Annotated in this window: 21 protein-coding genes; 12 read left to right on the top strand and 9 right to left on the bottom strand. The window is 53.1% G+C overall.

Annotated elements, in window-relative coordinates; all coding sequences use genetic code 11:
* Window positions 1-2: 2 nt before the first annotated feature.
* The 9 genes from ACH50O_RS15440 to ACH50O_RS15400 all read right to left on the bottom strand — a co-directional run bounded on the left by ACH50O_RS15440 (window position 3) and on the right by ACH50O_RS15400 (window position 7,261).
* Window positions 3-815: a formylmethanofuran dehydrogenase subunit C gene (locus tag ACH50O_RS15440; RefSeq protein WP_446808656.1), complete on the bottom strand. Its 813-nt coding sequence runs from the start codon at window positions 813-815 to the stop codon at window positions 3-5.
* Window positions 812-1,708 (bottom strand): formylmethanofuran--tetrahydromethanopterin N-formyltransferase, encoded by an 897-nt coding sequence (gene fhcD, locus ACH50O_RS15435; RefSeq protein WP_446808655.1) that lies wholly within the window; start codon window positions 1,706-1,708, stop codon window positions 812-814. The genes ACH50O_RS15440 and fhcD overlap by 4 nt, the downstream gene beginning before the upstream one ends.
* Entirely contained in the window at window positions 1,705-3,369 is a 1,665-nt protein-coding gene (locus ACH50O_RS15430; RefSeq protein WP_446808654.1) for a formylmethanofuran dehydrogenase subunit A, read from the bottom strand. Before ACH50O_RS15430 ends, fhcD begins: the two co-directional genes overlap by 4 nt.
* 10 nt (window positions 3,370-3,379) lie before the next feature.
* Window positions 3,380-4,639, bottom strand: coding sequence for a formylmethanofuran dehydrogenase subunit B (locus tag ACH50O_RS15425; protein WP_446808653.1), 1,260 nt, complete (start codon window positions 4,637-4,639; stop codon window positions 3,380-3,382).
* An 11-nt stretch (window positions 4,640-4,650) separates the two neighbouring features.
* A complete protein-coding gene (locus ACH50O_RS15420) occupies window positions 4,651-5,028 on the bottom strand; it encodes a 4a-hydroxytetrahydrobiopterin dehydratase (protein WP_446808652.1) in 378 nt (125 codons plus the stop codon).
* Window positions 5,029-5,222: 194 nt separating this feature from the next.
* Complete coding sequence (locus ACH50O_RS15415; protein WP_446808651.1) at window positions 5,223-5,609, bottom strand: ClpXP protease specificity-enhancing factor; 387 nt, start codon at window positions 5,607-5,609, stop codon at window positions 5,223-5,225.
* The gene (locus ACH50O_RS15410) at window positions 5,606-6,184 is read right to left on the bottom strand and encodes a glutathione S-transferase N-terminal domain-containing protein (protein WP_231886537.1); all 579 of its coding nucleotides are present in this window, start codon (window positions 6,182-6,184) and stop codon (window positions 5,606-5,608) included. Before ACH50O_RS15410 ends, ACH50O_RS15415 begins: the two co-directional genes overlap by 4 nt.
* 183 nt (window positions 6,185-6,367) lie before the next feature.
* On the bottom strand, window positions 6,368-6,769 hold the full coding sequence (locus ACH50O_RS15405) for a hypothetical protein (RefSeq protein WP_446808650.1): 402 nt from the start codon (window positions 6,767-6,769) through the stop codon (window positions 6,368-6,370).
* 99 nt (window positions 6,770-6,868) lie between these two features.
* A complete protein-coding gene (locus ACH50O_RS15400; RefSeq protein WP_446808649.1) occupies window positions 6,869-7,261 on the bottom strand; it encodes a glycine zipper family protein in 393 nt (130 codons plus the stop codon).
* A gap of 160 nt (window positions 7,262-7,421) precedes the next feature.
* On the opposite strand from ACH50O_RS15400, the gene rpmH reads away from it, so the two are divergent.
* The 12 genes from rpmH to ACH50O_RS15340 all read left to right on the top strand — a co-directional run bounded on the left by rpmH (window position 7,422) and on the right by ACH50O_RS15340 (window position 16,809).
* A complete protein-coding gene (gene rpmH, locus ACH50O_RS15395) occupies window positions 7,422-7,556 on the top strand; it encodes a 50S ribosomal protein L34 (protein WP_020483365.1) in 135 nt (44 codons plus the stop codon).
* The gene (rnpA, locus tag ACH50O_RS15390; RefSeq protein WP_446808648.1) at window positions 7,557-7,925 is read left to right on the top strand and encodes a ribonuclease P protein component; all 369 of its coding nucleotides are present in this window, start codon (window positions 7,557-7,559) and stop codon (window positions 7,923-7,925) included.
* Window positions 7,907-8,131: a membrane protein insertion efficiency factor YidD gene (gene yidD / locus ACH50O_RS15385; protein WP_082410012.1), complete on the top strand. Its 225-nt coding sequence runs from the start codon at window positions 7,907-7,909 to the stop codon at window positions 8,129-8,131. The genes rnpA and yidD overlap by 19 nt, the downstream gene beginning before the upstream one ends.
* Window positions 8,132-8,133: 2 nt before the next feature.
* Window positions 8,134-9,840 (top strand): membrane protein insertase YidC, encoded by a 1,707-nt coding sequence (gene yidC, locus ACH50O_RS15380; RefSeq protein ID WP_446808647.1) that lies wholly within the window; start codon window positions 8,134-8,136, stop codon window positions 9,838-9,840.
* A 5-nt stretch (window positions 9,841-9,845) separates the two neighbouring features.
* A complete protein-coding gene (mnmE, locus tag ACH50O_RS15375; protein ID WP_446808646.1) occupies window positions 9,846-11,186 on the top strand; it encodes a tRNA uridine-5-carboxymethylaminomethyl(34) synthesis GTPase MnmE in 1,341 nt (446 codons plus the stop codon).
* A 162-nt stretch (window positions 11,187-11,348) separates the two neighbouring features.
* Window positions 11,349-12,485, top strand: a complete 1,137-nt coding sequence (locus ACH50O_RS15370; protein ID WP_446808645.1) for a site-specific integrase — start codon at window positions 11,349-11,351, stop codon at window positions 12,483-12,485.
* Window positions 12,486-12,586: 101 nt separating this feature from the next.
* Window positions 12,587-13,231 (top strand): hypothetical protein, encoded by a 645-nt coding sequence (locus tag ACH50O_RS15365; protein ID WP_446808644.1) that lies wholly within the window; start codon window positions 12,587-12,589, stop codon window positions 13,229-13,231.
* Window positions 13,232-13,325: 94 nt separating this feature from the next.
* Window positions 13,326-13,631, top strand: a complete 306-nt coding sequence (locus ACH50O_RS15360) for a helix-turn-helix domain-containing protein (RefSeq protein WP_446808643.1) — start codon at window positions 13,326-13,328, stop codon at window positions 13,629-13,631.
* The gene (locus ACH50O_RS15355) at window positions 13,631-13,894 is read left to right on the top strand and encodes a hypothetical protein (protein ID WP_446808642.1); all 264 of its coding nucleotides are present in this window, start codon (window positions 13,631-13,633) and stop codon (window positions 13,892-13,894) included. Before ACH50O_RS15360 ends, ACH50O_RS15355 begins: the two co-directional genes overlap by 1 nt.
* Before the next feature lie 209 nt (window positions 13,895-14,103).
* A complete protein-coding gene (locus ACH50O_RS15350) occupies window positions 14,104-14,835 on the top strand; it encodes a toprim domain-containing protein (protein ID WP_446808641.1) in 732 nt (243 codons plus the stop codon).
* Entirely contained in the window at window positions 14,822-15,628 is an 807-nt protein-coding gene (locus tag ACH50O_RS15345; RefSeq protein ID WP_446808640.1) for a hypothetical protein, read from the top strand. Before ACH50O_RS15350 ends, ACH50O_RS15345 begins: the two co-directional genes overlap by 14 nt.
* The gene (locus ACH50O_RS15340; RefSeq protein WP_446808639.1) at window positions 15,586-16,809 is read left to right on the top strand and encodes a hypothetical protein; all 1,224 of its coding nucleotides are present in this window, start codon (window positions 15,586-15,588) and stop codon (window positions 16,807-16,809) included. Before ACH50O_RS15345 ends, ACH50O_RS15340 begins: the two co-directional genes overlap by 43 nt.
* Window positions 16,810-16,861 lie beyond the last annotated feature (52 nt).

Here is a 16,861-nt window from a genome sequence, read left to right as displayed (position 1 = left end):
GGTTAGATTCGGACCAGCACTTCGCCGCGTCCGGTTTCCGCCATATCGCCGCCGTAACGTTGCACGCGGTTAAAAGCCGCGCCGGTATCCGCGAAGCGGGAGTTGAAGGATTTGAACGATGCGAACAGGATAGGGAGGAAGGCCAGGGTATGCGAGCCGCAATCGTTAAAGGTGGCGGACAACTGCGGCTGATTCCACAGCAACAAGGTGCCGCGCCGCATCGCATAGCCTAGATAGCGGCCGGTGTTACCCATTACCGCGATCGTGCCTGCCAGCATCCGCGAGCCGCAATAATCGCCGGCGTTGCCTTCGATCAAAATCTGGCCGCGGCGCATGTGGTCGCCGGCGCGCTGGCCTACGTTGCCTTTCACCAATACGGTGCCGCCTTTCATGCCTTGTTTGTTGCCGGGCAGCGCGCCGCCGAGAAAATCGCCGGCATCGCCTTCAATTTGCAACAAGCCGTTTTTCATTTCGCAACCGGCATATAGGCCGGCGTCGCCGCTGACGTTGATCGTGCCCGATTTCATTTGCATGCCCAGATAAGCGCCGGCATCGCCTTGCACGCTGATGCTACCGCCGTCCAATTCCTTGCCGATGAAGTCCAGCTTGTTATTGCTGTAGGCGATGATGATTTCCTGGGTGTTCATGCCGGTGATGTAGAACAGTTCGTCGACCCGGCGGCGGCTTTTGCCGTTTTGTAGTTCGATCGCGGCAATGGCATCGACATTCAAACCTTGCAGCTTTTGACAAACCAGCGGCAACATGTCAATACGCTGGTCGGTTGGCTGTTTCAGGGTAAAGGTTAACGCGCTCATGCCATGATCTCCTGCAAATGAAAGTGGAACGGGCCCAATTTGCCGCCGTAGTTGCCGGCGCTGATACGCTTGATGCCGTTAGCCGCACCCAGATCGCAAACCGCTTGGATGCCTACGCGCATGGCTTTGTCGATGTCTTCCTTGCTCAAGCCGTCGATGACGATTTCCATCACCGATTCAATTTCCGGCGACAGGTCGGTCTTGGTCACGCCTTTTAACGTCGGGCAGAAGGCATCGTTGGTCGAAGCGCCTAATGAGGCGTACTTGGAGCCAACTTTGGAGCCGGAACGTACCACGCCGCCGGGAAAAGGCATGATCACGTTCGGGATTTTGCGCATTTCCTCGATAGCTGCTTCGCAGGCTGCCAGCGCTTGCGGTTGCGATTCGGCCAGTACCAGAAAATTGCCGCCGCCGACCGCATCGACCATGCCGGTGGTGGCTTCGGTCAGAAACTCGCCGTCCATCACAGGTACCCGCCAGTAACGTTTGCCGCCGATTTTTTTGGCAATTTGAAAGCCGTCGCCGAAGTAGCGCAGGTTCTTACCCAACGGAATCGGCTTACCGCCTTCGATGCCGGCAAATAAGGCTGACGTCGGTGAAGTCAATACGCACTGTCCGGCGCGAGTTTCCAGTTGTTTGGCCAGGCCTTTACCGCCCATCGCATAAATCATGATCGCTACGCCGGGACGGCCGTCCGGGGTTTCGTCGGGGCTCAACACTCGTTCGATGCCGGCTTCGCAGCCGCAGGCGATTACCGAGGTGGCGAAGCCGGTCATCGCTTGCGCGGAAATCATCGCCCATTTTTCATTTTGCGCGGTGATGATGGCTCGCGTTGCCTTCATCGGGAAGGCTTCGGCGAAGGTTTTGTCTATGGTTACGCCGTTAATAATCATGCTGCACCTCGCAATGGATGAGCCGTCAAGCTGCCGCGTCCGTCTTCGCTAATTTCGTCGTCGCTGATTTTAAAGTTGCTGAGTTTCATAGTCAGGTATTTGTCGAAATACGGTTTCAGGTCTTTTTCGATGGACAGGTCGTAATCCGGTTTGACGATATGGGTTGTGCCCCAGGTGACTTTAACAACCTGGCCGTCTTTAACTACCAGTTCGCCGTCTTTGAACACATAATCCGGTTTGGTGAACATGGTTTGACGGTCGGCGTTTTCGGTGTAAACGGTGATGTCGGCCCAGTTGCCGGCACTCAGCGCGCCACGATCTTTTAAGCCGATAATGCGTGCCGCGCCGGCCCGGGTCATGATCGCTATTTCGTTAAGTGTGTATTCGCGCTCGATCGAGGCTAGCGTGGTCATTTTTTGCGCTTCCGGATGGATGGTTGCCAGCATGTCGTTACGGAAGCTTCTGTCCATCAGCAGGCGGATCAGATGCGGATAGCTGGTGAACGGCGCGCCATTGGGATGGTCGGTGGTCAGGAAGATGCGCCAAGGGTCTTCAACCAGCAGGAAGATCTCCAAGCCGATTGCCCATTGCAAGGCGTTGACGAAATTTTGGTCTTTATACTTGAATGGAACCACGCCGCAGCCGGCATCACATTCGATGTCCATGCACACCCATTTGTTCGGGCTGGCGAAGCGGTGGTTGGCGTGCTGGCGCATATTGTCGCCGGACGCTGTCACAGTTTGGCCGAACAGGATTTGGCCGACGTCGGCGGTGATGTTTTTGTTTTGGTTGATCGCTTCGGCAATCTGCGCGGCGCCGGAGGAGAATTTGAAATCGCCTTCTTTACCGTAGCTGTGGAATTGAATATGCGTCAAGTGCATCGGCAAGCCGTCGATACCTTGGATGGTATTTAAGGTGGTTTCCAGATTGCCGGGGACGCCCAGGTTGCAGCCATGCACGTGCAGCGGATGAGTGATGCCCAGTTCCTGCACGGCTCTCGCTAGGGTTTGTAGGATTTGCCGTGGTGTGACGGCGTAATGGCTGTTTTGCTCGTCCAGATCCAGTTTGCGTTGGTTAAATTTAAACGCGCTGATTCCGCCGGCATTCACCACTTTGATGCCGATGCCTTTGGCTGCATTCAGCGTCCAAGCCACGTAATCGTTGATGGCTTTTTGGTCTTTGTTGGCCGCCATCATGCGCAGGAAAAAGTCATCGCTGCCCAGCATCACGTAGCCGCCCTTGTCGACGATCGGCGTGTCGCCCATTTCCATGTGTGCTTGGCGGGCGTTGATCGGCAAGACCGCCGGTTCGAAGCAGGCGGTGTAACCCATTTCGGCATAGCGGTAGCCGGCGACATAAGTGCTGGGCATGGCATGGCCGTTGCCGGAACGAGTGATCGGCGTACGTTGTACCGGGTCCATGCGGTGATCTTCCGGTAACAGGGTGCGGGCGATATTGCCTTTGCCGCCACCAATATGCGTGTGCATGTCTATCGCGCCGGACATGACGACTTTACCGCGCAAATCGTATTCTTGATCGACCGGGCGGCCGTCTTTCGGCGCATCGACGATGCGGCCGTCCTGCACAAAAATATCCTGTTGTTGACCGTCGATGCCGCTGGCCGGATCGTAAACGGTTCCACCTGTAAGTTTTATCAGCATGTGTTTGATCCTAAAGTGCTTGTTCGATAGCGGTCAGGACTTCGGCGGTGCAGGGCAGGCCGGAGTCGCGCAGTTTTTTCAGGCGGATCGCCACCACATTATCCAGGCGGTAGGCATGGCCGGAGTGGTCGATGCCGGGCGTGCCGACCGGAATGAACACATCCGGCTCTTTCTCGAACTTCATGCCGGAGCGGCCGATGACAATGGTTGGTAATTCGGTTTTCGGCGGCAGTGCGCTGCTGTTAAATGCCTGAACCCAAACCAAGGCGTCAGCTTCGCCATTACTCAGTAGTGCTTGGGTGTCGTATAGATAAGGGTCGTACTCAGGATAACCACGGGCAAAATTGATGCGCGCCGGGTAACCTGTAGTCCAGCCACAGACCTGGTTGGCGGTTTGATCGCCTTCCTTGCCGCCCAATGGAAAACCGGAACAGCGCGTGCCCAATTGGTTAATGTCCTTGACGATGCTACACAGCGTTTGTACGGTGAGTTCAGCTTGATCGAAGCCCAAGGCAGCAGCGCCCCATAAAATGACCCCGTAATGAGCGGATTTTAATTTGTCGGCGATGGCTTGTAGATCGGAAATCGCAATGCCGGCAACGCTTTGTGCATGCAGCAAGCGGCCTTTAACCAGGGCTGAAAGTACGGCGGTCACGTCCGGTAAGTCGGTATCGGCGCAAGGCAGTACCGTGGCTTTTTGTCCGGTCGGAGATGTTGATGCACTTCCGGACGGTGCTTTGCCCAGATAAATAATGTCGCGGTTGGCGGTGCTGTCGAGAAACATCGACTCTTCGTTCCATAGATATTTCTCGAAAAAACGCGGCGCAAACGCTTCCAGATCGGTGCCGACCACCAGCAACAAGTCGCAACGGTTTTTCAGTTCGGCCAGCGTGGTGTTCATCCAGCCGGAATCCTGCAAAGCCAGCAAATTGCGACGGGCATTGTTGAAATTGATATTGTCGACGACCGCGCCGCTCTTGTCGGCTAAAGCCAGTAGGGCTCGCATACCGTTGACGTCGGTTGCGCAGCCGCCAATCAGAGGCTGGTTGATGTCGCGCAGCAGTTCCGCGGCTTTGTTGGTCGCCGCCTCCAGACTAACCGATTGGCCGGCGACGCGGGGTGTCGTGTCCGCGATAGCTTGCTCGAAAGCCGGCGTATTGACCGCGCAGCCGTTTGCGATCACTTTCAGCGTTGCGCCGTCCACCTGTATGCTCAGGTCGTCAGTACCGATGCCGCAAAAGGGGCTGGGTACCTCGGTTATTTCAGTCATAAGAAAAGTCCTCAATCTTTTTTGATGTATTTGAAACGTGGATCGTCGGGCGTGCCTTCCAGGACGCCGGCGGAGGTTTCCGCCGCATCCCACATCAACACTTCTTCAATTTTTTTGGCCAGCAGAAAATCTTTATCGGTGACGCCTTTCGCCGCATGCGTGACCAGTTTGACGATCACGAATGCATAGGAAACAGTTAAATCCGGGTGGTGCCAGGCTTTTTCCGCCAAGTGGCCGACCGTGTTGACTACCATTAAAGTAGCTTTCCAGCCGCTGGTCTTGATTTTGCGGCGGATCCAGCCATTCTCGAAGTACCAGTACGGCAGTTCCAGTGCTAAACGCTCGGCGATTTCGGTCTCGCTATAGACCTTGGCAGTATCGTGCGACATCGTTTATCCCCCCGGATTGAAATGACTCGGCATTCTATCGCACAGTTTAGTCGGTGTCTTTAAGGTGTGCAGGCGTTTGTCTGGTTACCGTGCCAATTGCTGCTACATGGGGGATGGGCGCGGCTCGGTTCCTCGGATGGGCTCACCCAAAGAACACGCCGGTGCTGACGCATTCTTTTTAACCCTCACGGAGGCTATTTAACCACTCGTAGTTGCGGTCTTTGCGGGGCTTTCGGTTCAGTCGGCGGTGTCGGTGGGGTTTCGTCCTCGTTTTCTTCCGGGTCGAAAATCATCCCTTTACCGTTTTCCTTTGCGTATATCGCCAGTACGGCTTTGCATGGGGCGATTATGCGCATGGCTTTGCCTGAGAAGCGGGCGTTGAACTGGATCTCGTCATTGCCCAGCACCAGGCCTTGGATCGCTTCGGGACGCATGTTTAGCACGATTCTGCCGTCTTCTACGAAGTCGCCTGGTAGCGTCACGCCGGGGTAGTCGGCATTCACCAACAGATGGGGGGTGAGGCTGTTATCGACGATCCATTCGTAGATGGAGCGAATCAGGTAGGGTTTAAGTGGGGTCATTTGCTTGGGGCTTGCATCATGTCTTTTTCCTCGCGGCTCAGGCTTTCTTGAAAAGCCCGTCTGGAGAAGAGGCGGTTGGCGTAGGCGGTAATGCCTTTGCCGAGGCTGGCGATGTCGATGCCAATACTGGGTAGTCGCCACAAGAACGGCGCCATCGCGCAATCGATCAATGAATATTCCTCGCTCATGAAATACGGTGTGGCTTCGAATACCGGCGCGGCCGCCATCAAACTTTCCCGCAGCATTTTTTTAGATTTGGCGGCTTTTTTATCGCCGTTAACCAGTACGTCGTCCAGCAGCGGATACCACTCCTGGTCGATGCGTTTGATCAACATTCTGGCGTTGGCGCGCGAGACCGGATCCATTTGATGAAGCGCGGGATGCGGGAAGCGTTCGTCCAGATATTCCATGATGATGCGGGCGTCGTACAGCACCAAATCCCGTTCGACAAATGTCGGTGCATTGCCGTTGGGGTTGAGTTCCAGCAAATCTTCGGGCGGATCGTTCGGGTCGAAAAACTCGACTTCCGCTGGTACGCCTTTTTCGTATACGACTAGCCTGGCGCAGTGGCTCATAATGCAGGCTGGGGATGAAAAAAGAGTCATTGCGGATTTTCGGCTGGTGATGTTTGCCACGAAGAATAACCTCTTTGAGTAACAGGATTTAAATCGGGGCAGATTGTAGCATGGATGCTCGGGCTTTTGGGGGTGATGCCCCTTGCATTCGCCCGTTGAAAATAACGGCCTGAACCGGGCTTTTTAAGCGGCTTGCCGCCGGATTTTACCGAGTTTGACGATGATGTCTTCCAGTGCGTTGGCGGTGGCGCGAACCCTGTCGGCGGCATTGGATAAATCCCGGTAAAGTTCGCGTTGTTTGAACGTATTCAGATTGCCGTCTCCCTGAAACAGCTCGGCAATGGCTTTAAGATGCCGCTTTTCGATGCTTCGCTTGGAATGTTTGGCGGCAAATACGTGTTTTTGCCATAGGTAGCTCATCTGCTTCGGGGCGGTCGAGAAGTCGATTAAAGTGTCGATTGTGTTGGCGACGGCATTGCCGCCCGCAGTAACGGCCCCAAAAATTCGAAGCTCGTCACGACCAAGGCGGCTTGAATAGGCGTCATTGCCCGTGGGGCTATGGTGCAGGCGATGTGTTGGAGGCATCGTTAAAGCCATTGGTGTAATCGAATACAAGTACAATGGCGATTGCAATGCCGATAAACGACGGAAATGCCTCCAAAAGCGCGGTGTTGCTAACGCGGTTTAATTGACAACATTGTGACCGCGTTGCCTCAGGCAATTGCGGTAGGCGTTTTTGTAGCTGTCGTTGGAATGAATGCCTTGTTGCGCGCCGCCGCCGATGCCGCCCGCTGCGGCGCCGATAGCCGCGCCCTTGCCGGCGTTGCCAGTTACTGCGCCGATAGCTGCGCCGCCGGCCGCGCCGATCAGGCCGCCTACAGCAGCGCCGGTTGCCGTGTCTTTATAAGTGCTGGCCGATTGAGACGCCAGTTGTTGGCATTCCTGCATGTCTTGGTTTAAGCGGTAGGCATTGCGGTCGTTATAAGTGTCTACTGTAGGCGTCCAGCCGGTGGTAGTGGCGCAGCCCGCTGCCAGTAGGCAGGTTAACAAAATCGTTTTAAGTGGTAATTTATGCATGACAAATCTCCTTCAGTGATGCTCAATGCAACAAAAGTGTTCAAGAGATTAGCCGATTTCGCGGGATTAGGGAAATAGTCAAGTCAAATTGACAGTGGCAAGGCTGTCACGTATGATTCGCAGCCTTTTTTATCCGTTTTATCACCATAGGTAGTAGCAAATGAAAAGAACATATCAACCCAGCAAAATCAAACGTGCCAGAACTCACGGTTTTCGTGCCAGAATGGCTACTGTTGGTGGTCGTAAAGTGATCAATGCGCGCAGAGCGAAAGGCCGCGCATCGCTGACGGTTTAATTGTCGGCGGAAGATTTCGGCTTTCCCGATCAGTATCGGCTAGGGACGCCCGCTGAGTATAAAAAGGTATTTACCAATCCCGTAAAATCGACAGATAAATATTTTACGGTGTTGGCGACGAGCAATGTCCTGCCGCATCCCCGGTTGGGACTGGCTATCGCAAAAAAAACTATAAAAAAAGCAGTCGCAAGGAATCGCATAAAGAGGGCTGTCAGGGAAAGTTTTAGATTACAGCGTCAACATATCGTCGGCATTGATATTGTTGTTTTGGCAAGAGGCGATGCAGCAAATGCAGCCTCGCCGATATTGAGGAAGTCATTGGAAAGGCATTGGCTTAAACTGGTAGATCGATGCGATTCCTGCTCATAACCCTGATCAAGGTTTACAAATACTTCATAAGTCCTTTGCTGGGACCCAGATGTCGTTTTTATCCCAGCTGTTCAAGTTATGGCTTAGAGGCAATCCAGCTTCATGGTGCTTTCAAAGGCTCTTACCTCACGCTTCGACGATTATTGAAATGCCACCCGTTCCACGAGGGTGGCATCGATCCCGTTCCGGAAAAATTGAGTAAATAACAATGGATAACATAAGATTTGTACTTGTCATGGCGATGTTGATGATCTCCTACATGTTGTGGGAATCATGGCAGATTGATTACGGTCCCAAGCCGCAGGCCATCATCTCCGACAAGCCCATTGTAGCTGGCGACGCCGGTGTCGTGGCTAACGCGGATCCGGCACAGCCAGGCGCGCAACAAACCGCTAGTCAGGCCGTTGCCGCGCAAGTAGGCGCCGACAAAGTCATCAAAGTTCAAACCGACGTGTTTGCGTTGGAAATCGATACCGAGGGCGGCACGCTGCGCAATCTTGATCTGTTGCAGTATCCGCACGAAAAAGAAAACTCCGCCGTGACCAAAGCTTATGCGCTGATTGGTCTGGAAGCGCCCGCGAAAGATTTGTCACCGATTCGTTTGTTCGATAGCCGTCCGGAAAACCTGTTTTTGGCGCAAACCGGCTTGGTAGCCAGCCAAAATTCAGCGTCTGCGCCGGATCACCATGCCGAATTTACCGCCGAACAAACCTCCTACGTTCTGCAAGATGGTCAAGAACAAATCAGCATTCCGTTGAGTTGGACCGATCAGCAAGGCTTGAAAGTCACCAAGACCTTTACCTTCAAACGCGGCAGTTATGTCGTGCAAGTCGAACAAAAAGTCGCCAACCAATCCGCCAACCCTTGGGTGGGCAAACAGTACGACCAGTTACTACGGGTTCAGCATAGCGACAAGAGCAATAACAATTTCATCAGAACTTATTCCGGCGGTGTGGTTTACACCGAGAAAGACAAATACAAAAAAATCAAATACGACGATATGGCCGACGACACGTTAAACGTGGTCAGCCAAGGTGGTTGGAGTGCGTTTATCCAGCATTATTTCGCCGCCGCCTGGATTCCGCCGGCCGACCAGGAAAACCATTTTTACACCAAAGCGCTGAACGACGCCCGTTATGTCATCGGGTCTTACTCGCCTGACGTCAGCGTTCCGGCCAATAGCGAAGCGGTACTTAAGTCGCAATTGTTTGTCGGTCCAAAAATTCAACCGGTGATGGAAGCAGTTGCGCCAGGTTTGGAATTGACGGTCGACTACAGTTGGCTGACCGTGGTTGCCAAACCGATTTATTGGCTGTTGAACCAAATTTACGGCTACGTGAATAATTGGGGTATCGCGATTTTGGGTGTCACCCTGTGCATCAAATTGCTGTTTTTTAAATTATCTAAAACCAGCTTCCAGTCCATGGCGAAAATGCGCAAAATTCAGCCGCGCCTGAAAGAGTTGCAAGAACGTTATGCCGACGACCGCCAGAAGTTCAACACCGAAATGATGGCAATGTACAAAAAGGAAAAAGTGAATCCGCTCGGCGGCTGTTTACCGATCATGGTGCAGATTCCTGTGTTCATTTCCCTATACTGGGTGCTGATCGAAACCGTGGAATTGCGTCAGGCCGAGTTTGCGCTTTGGATACACGATTTGTCCGCGCAGGATCCTTTCTATCTGCTGCCTATCCTGTACGGTATCACGATGAAGATTCAGCAAAGCCTGAATCCGGCGCCGATTGATCCACTGCAAGCGCAGGTGATGAAAATGTTCCCTATCGTTTTCACCGTGTTCTTCCTGTTCTTCCCATCCGGTTTGGTACTGTACTGGATTTGCAACAACAGCTTGTCGATCATTCAGCAGTGGTACATCACTAAGCACGTGCTTGCCGAAGACAATCACGCGCACTAAAACGCATGCTTGACGGCGACACCATAGCCGCCATTGCCACGCCGCCCGGTAACGGCGGCGTTGGCGTCATTCGCATCTCCGGGCCATCCGCGCCCGGAATCGCGCAAAGCCTCACCGGCAAAACGCTTCCCAAGCCTCGTTACGCACAATTTACCAACTTCCTTGATGTCGATGGCCGGGTGATAGACAGCGGCTTGCTGTTGTATTTTGTCGCGCCGGCTTCGTTTACCGGTGAACATATAGTGGAACTGCAAGGCCACGGCGGCAGCGTGGTGTTGGATATGCTACTGCGGCGGGTGTTGGAACTAGGTGCGCGTCTGGCCAACCCCGGCGAATTTAGTCAAAGAGCTTTTCTAAACAACAAAATCGATTTGGCTCAAGCCGAAGCGATTGCCGATCTGATCAGCAGCGGCACCGAACAAGCCGTGCGCTCCGCCCAGCAATCCATGCAGGGTGTGTTTTCCGAACAAATCAACGAACTGATCGACGAATTGATCGAACTGCGGGTATTTATCGAAGCGGCCATTGATTTTGTCGACGAAGAAATTGATTTTCTTGGTGATGGTGTAGTGGCCGGACGGATCCAGCGCTTGCAAAGCAAACTTGCCGAAATCTGTAAAACCGCTCAGCAGGGCAGGCTTTTGCACGACGGCATGACCGTGGTGCTGGCCGGTAAACCTAATGCCGGTAAATCCAGTTTATTAAACGCCTTGGCCGGACACGATGCCGCCATCGTCACCGACATTGCAGGTACCACCCGCGACGTATTGCGCGAACGCATTCAACTGGATGGTATGCCCTTGCATATCATCGACACTGCCGGCTTGCACGACAGCGACAACCCGGTCGAGCAAGAAGGCATCCGCCGCGCCCGCCAGGAAATCGCCAAGGCTGACCGGATTTTATTGCTGATAGACAGCACCGACCCGGACAGCGCCAGCCTAGATGCCAGTCTGCCGGCCAATATAGCGGTTACCAAAGTCTTCAATAAAATCGATTTGGTCGGCGGCCAGCCCCACGTCTTGGAAACCGCGCAAGGCACCGAAATCCATTTGTCCATCAAACACCGGCTGGGTCTGGACTCGCTGCGCCAACACTTGAAGCAAAGCATGGGCTTTACGGAAAGTGCCGATAACGTATATGTCGCCAGAACTCGTCATATCCAGGCCTTACAACTGGCGGCGCAAGCCGTGGATCGCGCCGTCGAACAATTGCTGCATCAAGCCCACGAACTGGTCGCGGAAGAGTTGCGTCAGGCGCAAACCAGTCTGTCCACCATTACTGGGGAATTTACCTCCGACGACCTGCTGGGCGAGATTTTTTCCAGTTTTTGTATAGGAAAGTGAAGCGGTAAAGCAACGTAAAATAACCGGCAATCAAAGTCAAATATAACAAAGGTTTATCGAAAAATTTAGCCTTTTTGCTTTCCGATTTCTTCCTTTACTTTGCTTATCTTTACCCCTATATTACACCTCAGGCTTTCTAGGGTGTAAAAAGGTGTAAAAAAATTGAAGATAACAATCGAGAAACGCGCCAACAAAGATGGCGACAAGCAGAGCCTCAGGCTTGTCTATTGGTACGGCAGTCACACCGACGAAAACGGCAAGATCAAGCACAAGCGAAAGCTGGAGCAGCTAGACCAATTTTTTTACATCGATCCCAAAACCAAGCCGGAAAAGCAGCACAACAAAGAAACCATGCAATTGGTGGAGGCGATAAAGGCCAAACGATTGGCCGAAGCCGCTGCCGGCAAACATGGCTTTGTGGATTCCACCAAAGCCGCCGCTTCGTTCTGGCGTTTCTTCGATGACGTCATGGAAACCAAAAACACGGCCACCGGCAAAAGCAATTATTCCGTTTGGCAAGGTTGCCGCATTCATCTGAAACGCTACCATCCGGACGAAAATTTAACTTTCGAACAACTGACGCCGGAATGGTTGGATGGTGCTAGGCATTTCTTCGAGAACAAAGCCAAAACCAAAAGCGCCAATGCCATCAGCAAGGCCACAGCATCCAGCTACTTCAACAAATTGCGCGCCGTGGTCAATGCCGCCTATGCGAAAGGGATCATCAACCGCAACCCATTGGCGCAAGTCAAAAGCATTAAATCGGAATCGACCGAACGGACATACTTAACCATTGAAGAGGTGCGGGAACTGGTTAAAGCAGACTGCCGCTATGATGTCTTGAAGCGGACTTTCCTGTTCTCTTGTTTGACCGGGCTACGCTGGAGCGACATTAACAAACTGGATTGGTCGGACGTGAGCCAATTGGATGGGGTGCAGCGGATCACATTCAACCAGCAAAAAACCAAAACTTTGCAATACCTGGATATTACCGAACAGGCATTCAAATTGATGGGCGAACCGGAAAATCAGGGGCGGGTGTTCCAAGGGCTGAAATACTCCAGTTGGATGAATGTCGAGCTGTTGCGCTGGTGCATGGCTGCCGGGATTAGCAAACACGTTACCTTTCATTCTGGCCGGCATACCTTCGCCGTTTCCCTGCTATCCCGTGGCGTTGATATTTACACCGTTTCCAAGTTGCTGGGGCATAGCGAGGTGAAAACTACCCAGATTTACGCCGACATCATCGACGCGGTTCGCAAAGAGGCTATGCATAAAATACCGGACATCGGGCTGTAGTTATTCGATTTAGCCGTGCCTAGCTTTAGCGGGCGAACGCCGGAAACCTTCACCGGCTGGCGCGGCTACCATTTGGAAGGATGCGCTTTGAAGGAGGCGTTTTGATAAAGCCAGATTATTACCCTTTGAAAAAGGCTGCCGAGCTGCTTGATTGCACCGAAGACGATCTTATTCACTTCGCGGCAAAGGGCATTATCGGTATAGCGGTTCCAGTAGGTAATGCGGTCTTCATAAAAGAAGTAATTGATGCCAAATCCGGTTGCACAATATCAACAGAGTTTGGGGGCGGTATCCAAGGAGGTGCAATAAAGTTATCTGCGTGGTGCGTTAGAGATTATGAAGCCGGAACGGAAGGAATGGAGGCGATTCTTGCAATCTATTTTGAGGGTCGGGAAGACGGAAACACAGAGGTTTTGAAGCTGGTGAATAAAGATACTGGCAAGCCGCTGCTTATTAAGGAGGCAAAGCTTGTTGTATTTAACGAAGATATAGATTTTCTAAAGGCGTCTGAATCTCAGCTGACCATAAATGAACGCTCTAAGCTGTTAAAGCAAATTGCCGCACTTGCGTTATTGCTTGCGGAAAAATTGCCAAAGTATAAAAAAGGCGAAAAACCAAACGCTTTACAAATTGCTGAGGATGTCCAATCTATTGTTTCTATCAATGACTTTTTGGGTAAAAAAGGAACCGGAAATACTGCAATCAGAGATAGTACCGCCGAAGGCTTGAAGCTTTTGAACAAGTAGCTTTTGCCGCCGGCAATTGGTTTTGCCGGGCGGCAAAGTCAATTGTTTTTGGTCATTATTCTTTGACTTCGTTTTTTTAACCGGAGTCAAAGAAATGGAAACACCAGTATTAACCCTCCATGACATCAACGCAAAGTTAGAGCTGTTGCTTGCGTCGATGCTCGTATCCAAAAGCGTGTTGTCTTTTGAAGAGGCGGCGCTTTATTTGGGATTCGCCGAATCCTATCTTTATAAGCTGACATCTTCGCAGCAAATCCCCTTCTATAAGCCGCTAGGTAAAAAGCTGTTTTTCAAACGCGAAGAGCTGGACACCTGGCGTCTGCAAAACCGTACCAAAACAATCGAAGAAATAAACACCGCCGCATCTGATCACGTTGTTAGTGTGAAGGGTGGTGTGTAATGCCTGTCAAAAAAGCCCCTCAAACCGAACTTACCAAGATACGGAGTGCTATTGCGGCGGTTGAGGCTGAAACCGCCACGGAATGCCGGATTAAGACAGCCATCGCAGCCGAAGCGGCGAAGATTCCCGGTTCATCACGCAACCAGTGCCGCAAGTTAATTGCTGCTTTGGGTGGTCTGTTTCTGGAATTGGAAATAGAAATGCTGGAACCGGTAGAGTGCCCGTGTTGCGGCCACCAGATCGAAGAAAAAGGCGGTGCTTAATGTCCTGGCAAAATATCGAAGATGCATGTCGCGCCGCATGTGCTCAAGTTGGCGTTGATTATCAAACGGTTCCCCATGATGGGCGCTTTCATACCGCAAACATTACCGACGATCCACGCGGTAAAAACGACGGTCGGATTCAGATTACCCCGGACGGCCAACGGGTGCAGGTGTTTAACAATAAATCCGGAGCCCGCGCCCGGCTGTTTTTGAATAGCGATAAATCGCGGACCATGTCGGCAGCCGATAAGGCGCGCATTACCAAAGAACAGCAACGTCGCGACGCCAAACGGCGGCGAATGCAAGACATTAAAGCCGCTGAGGCTGTTACGGAATATGAGCGTGCGCAGCGTTGGCCGTTTACTCCGTCTGCATACATGGTGCGAAAAGAATTATCGGTGCCGGTTGGCGCTAGATTGGGCCGATTTGATCGTTCGGCAAGGTGTGTTGATGGCGAGGTTCGCCGGATCGTGGTCGATGATGTTCTGTTGATTCCGATTCGAAACCGCGCTGGATACATCCGCAATCTTCAATACATTTTCCCGGAAGTCATTGCTGATCTTGGCCGCGATAAAACATTTATTGCGGGTGCTGAACTGGCCGGCTGCTTTTCATGTATCGGTAAATGTAGCGCCCCGATGTTCCTGGCAGAAGGGTGGGCAACGGCTGTTAGTCTGTTTGAAGATACGGGTTGCCGTGTTTTTATCTGCTTCTCGGCAACAAATCTCATGGCCGTTGGGAAAACCGTTAGAGAGTTGCACCAAGACGCCGAGTTGATTTTTTGCGCCGATAACGATGAGAAAACAGCCGGCAATCCTGGCGTCACCAAGGCCAACGAAGCCGCTGCCGCCATTGATGCCACGGTATATGTCCCGCCCATTGCCGGCGATTACAACGACTTCAAAATTCGGCAACGGAGGCTAGAAAGTGAGCGAGGATAAGAAATCCAAAGTCGTTGATATTACTAACGCAGCGAAGAAGCCAGCCACCAAAAAGCCGGCAGGTAACGGTGGCGGTAGTGGTGGCGGACGCGGATCGGATCGTCCGGAACGGTTTGGCGAATACGGAGTTGTCGGCGGAGCATTTGTTCAGTACCGCATGATGCGCGTCGAGGGATCGAGTGACCGTGCCGAGAGTTCGTTCCAGTTGTGCGATTTTACGTGTTCGATCAAGGAGGAAGTCACCGCCGAAGACGGTTTAAACGATGCATCATTCTTGCGGATTGAAGGCCGGCGCGCCGATGGTTTGCCGCTGCCGGCGGTCGATGTGCCTGCAAAATCTTTCTTTTCGTCGCAAGCCTGTTGGCCCAACGAGGCGTGGGGTTCGCGGGTGTTTGTTTATCCTGGCACCGCTAAGCGTGACAACCTCCGCGCCGCAACGCATCAATACAGCCGCTTGTCTGGCGACATACCGCGCCGCGTGATCTATCGCTTCACCGGATGGAAGAAAATCGACGGCGCTTGGCATTATTTGACCGGATCGGGGGCTGTCACTGCCGCCGGTTTGATCGATGGCGTTCAAGTCGATTTAGGGCCTGGCAATATGGGCCGCTATGCACTGCCGGCACCGTTGGCGGGCGATGAATTAAAACAGGCGGTAGCTGATTCCCTGCTGTTGCTGGACGTGGCACCCAGTAGGCCGCATATCGGCGCGGCCTTGTTGGCTGCGGTGGCGCGGGCGCCGCTGGGTGAATGCCAGCAAACCGACTTTGCTATCTGGTTGCATGGTCTCTGACGGGTTCTCGTAAGTCCGCCCTGGCCGCCATCGCTCAAGCCTATTATGGCGATTTCACCGCCCGCAGCTTTCCGGCGAACTGGTCTGATTCCGCCAATGACGCGGAAGCCAAAGCCCACCAGGCCAAAGATAGCGTGTATTCAGTCGATGATTTTAAGCCTAGTGTTAACCGGGTCGAGGCTGAGAAACAGCATGCAATGGCTGAGCGGATTATTCGCGGTACTGGCAACGGGGCCGGACGTGGCCGCCGCACCGCCAATATGCAGGCACAAGCCGCGCCGTTCAATCGCTCCATGCTACTGGTCACCGCCGAAGATTTGCCACGGGGTGTGTCGTTGCTGGGCCGTCTGCTGGTGCTGGAATTAGGCCGCGCCGACGTTGATAACGCCACGCTCAGCAAACTACAGCATGCCGCACAGGCGCGACGGTTTGCCGGCCTTATGTCTGCCTATCTACAGTGGTTAGCGCCGCGCATGGATCGGTTAAAGGCGGAATTTCCCAAGGCGGTTGAACAGCTTCGCAATGCCGCCATCCGTGACGGCTTCGCCAGCAGTCACCCGCGAGCACCGGAGATATACAGCAACCTGCTGGCCGGTGCTGAAACCTGGCTGGAGTTTCTCGAAGAAGCCGGCACCCTGACCAGCGAACAGACCAACATCGTGTTGGCGGAGTTCGAGAGCTGTTTAAAGCAGGCGTTCATCGAGCAAGGCGTGTATCAAACCGAGCAAGACGAAGTCGAACGCTTCCTGCAACTGTTGCGGGCCGCGTTCAGCTCGGGCAATGGTCACATTTCCACCGTTATCAAGCAAGGGCCACCCATCACCCGGCCATTCAGTTGGGGCTGGCGCAGCTCCGGTAAAGATTTGAACGGCGAGGATATGTATAAACCGATGGGCGATTGTTGCGGCTGGTATGCCGAGCCTAGAGACGGACAGCCCGCCGAGGTATGGCTAGAGCCCAACACCGCCTTCAAGATCACCCAAGAATTTGCCCGCCATCAAGGTGATAGTTTTCTGATTTCTGCCGGCTCTCTATGGCGCCGAATGGCTGAGCGGGGCTTGTTGTTGAAGGTAGAGCAGGATGGCAAAAACGGCAAGCCGCGTACAACGGTTAAGCGCATAGTTGCGGGCCGGTCGGTGCGGGTGCTGGTTCTGGATGCTGGCCTTGTTGAATCCGGTTAAGCCCCTTCCCGCAAACGATGAAGGTTTAGCCAAATTTTAAAATTGATATTCG

The sequence above is a fragment of the Methylomonas sp. 2BW1-5-20 genome (assembly GCF_052474515.1).
This window is presented reverse-complemented; position numbering and strand designations above follow the sequence as displayed.

Bases quoted from the DNA above. Each gene is read 5' to 3' on its own strand.
- ACH50O_RS15440 (WP_446808656.1), bottom strand. From the start codon at position 815: ATGAGCGCGTTAACCTTTACCCTGAAACAGCCAACCGACCAGCGTATT.
- fhcD (WP_446808655.1), bottom strand. From the start codon at position 1,708: ATGATTATTAACGGCGTAACCATAGACAAAACCTTCGCCGAAGCCTTC.
- ACH50O_RS15430 (WP_446808654.1), bottom strand. From the start codon at position 3,369: ATGCTGATAAAACTTACAGGTGGAACCGTTTACGATCCGGCCAGCGGC.
- ACH50O_RS15425 (WP_446808653.1), bottom strand. From the start codon at position 4,639: ATGACTGAAATAACCGAGGTACCCAGCCCCTTTTGCGGCATCGGTACT.
- ACH50O_RS15420 (WP_446808652.1), bottom strand. From the start codon at position 5,028: ATGTCGCACGATACTGCCAAGGTCTATAGCGAGACCGAAATCGCCGAG.
- ACH50O_RS15415 (WP_446808651.1), bottom strand. From the start codon at position 5,609: ATGACCCCACTTAAACCCTACCTGATTCGCTCCATCTACGAATGGATC.
- ACH50O_RS15410 (WP_231886537.1), bottom strand. From the start codon at position 6,184: ATGAGCCACTGCGCCAGGCTAGTCGTATACGAAAAAGGCGTACCAGCG.
- ACH50O_RS15405 (WP_446808650.1), bottom strand. From the start codon at position 6,769: ATGCCTCCAACACATCGCCTGCACCATAGCCCCACGGGCAATGACGCC.
- ACH50O_RS15400 (WP_446808649.1), bottom strand. From the start codon at position 7,261: ATGCATAAATTACCACTTAAAACGATTTTGTTAACCTGCCTACTGGCA.
- rpmH (WP_020483365.1), top strand. From the start codon at position 7,422: ATGAAAAGAACATATCAACCCAGCAAAATCAAACGTGCCAGAACTCAC.
- yidD (WP_082410012.1), top strand. From the start codon at position 7,907: ATGCGATTCCTGCTCATAACCCTGATCAAGGTTTACAAATACTTCATA.
- yidC (WP_446808647.1), top strand. From the start codon at position 8,134: ATGGATAACATAAGATTTGTACTTGTCATGGCGATGTTGATGATCTCC.
- mnmE (WP_446808646.1), top strand. From the start codon at position 9,846: ATGCTTGACGGCGACACCATAGCCGCCATTGCCACGCCGCCCGGTAAC.
- ACH50O_RS15360 (WP_446808643.1), top strand. From the start codon at position 13,326: ATGGAAACACCAGTATTAACCCTCCATGACATCAACGCAAAGTTAGAG.
- ACH50O_RS15355 (WP_446808642.1), top strand. From the start codon at position 13,631: ATGCCTGTCAAAAAAGCCCCTCAAACCGAACTTACCAAGATACGGAGT.
- ACH50O_RS15340 (WP_446808639.1), top strand. From the start codon at position 15,586: ATGCCAGCAAACCGACTTTGCTATCTGGTTGCATGGTCTCTGACGGGT.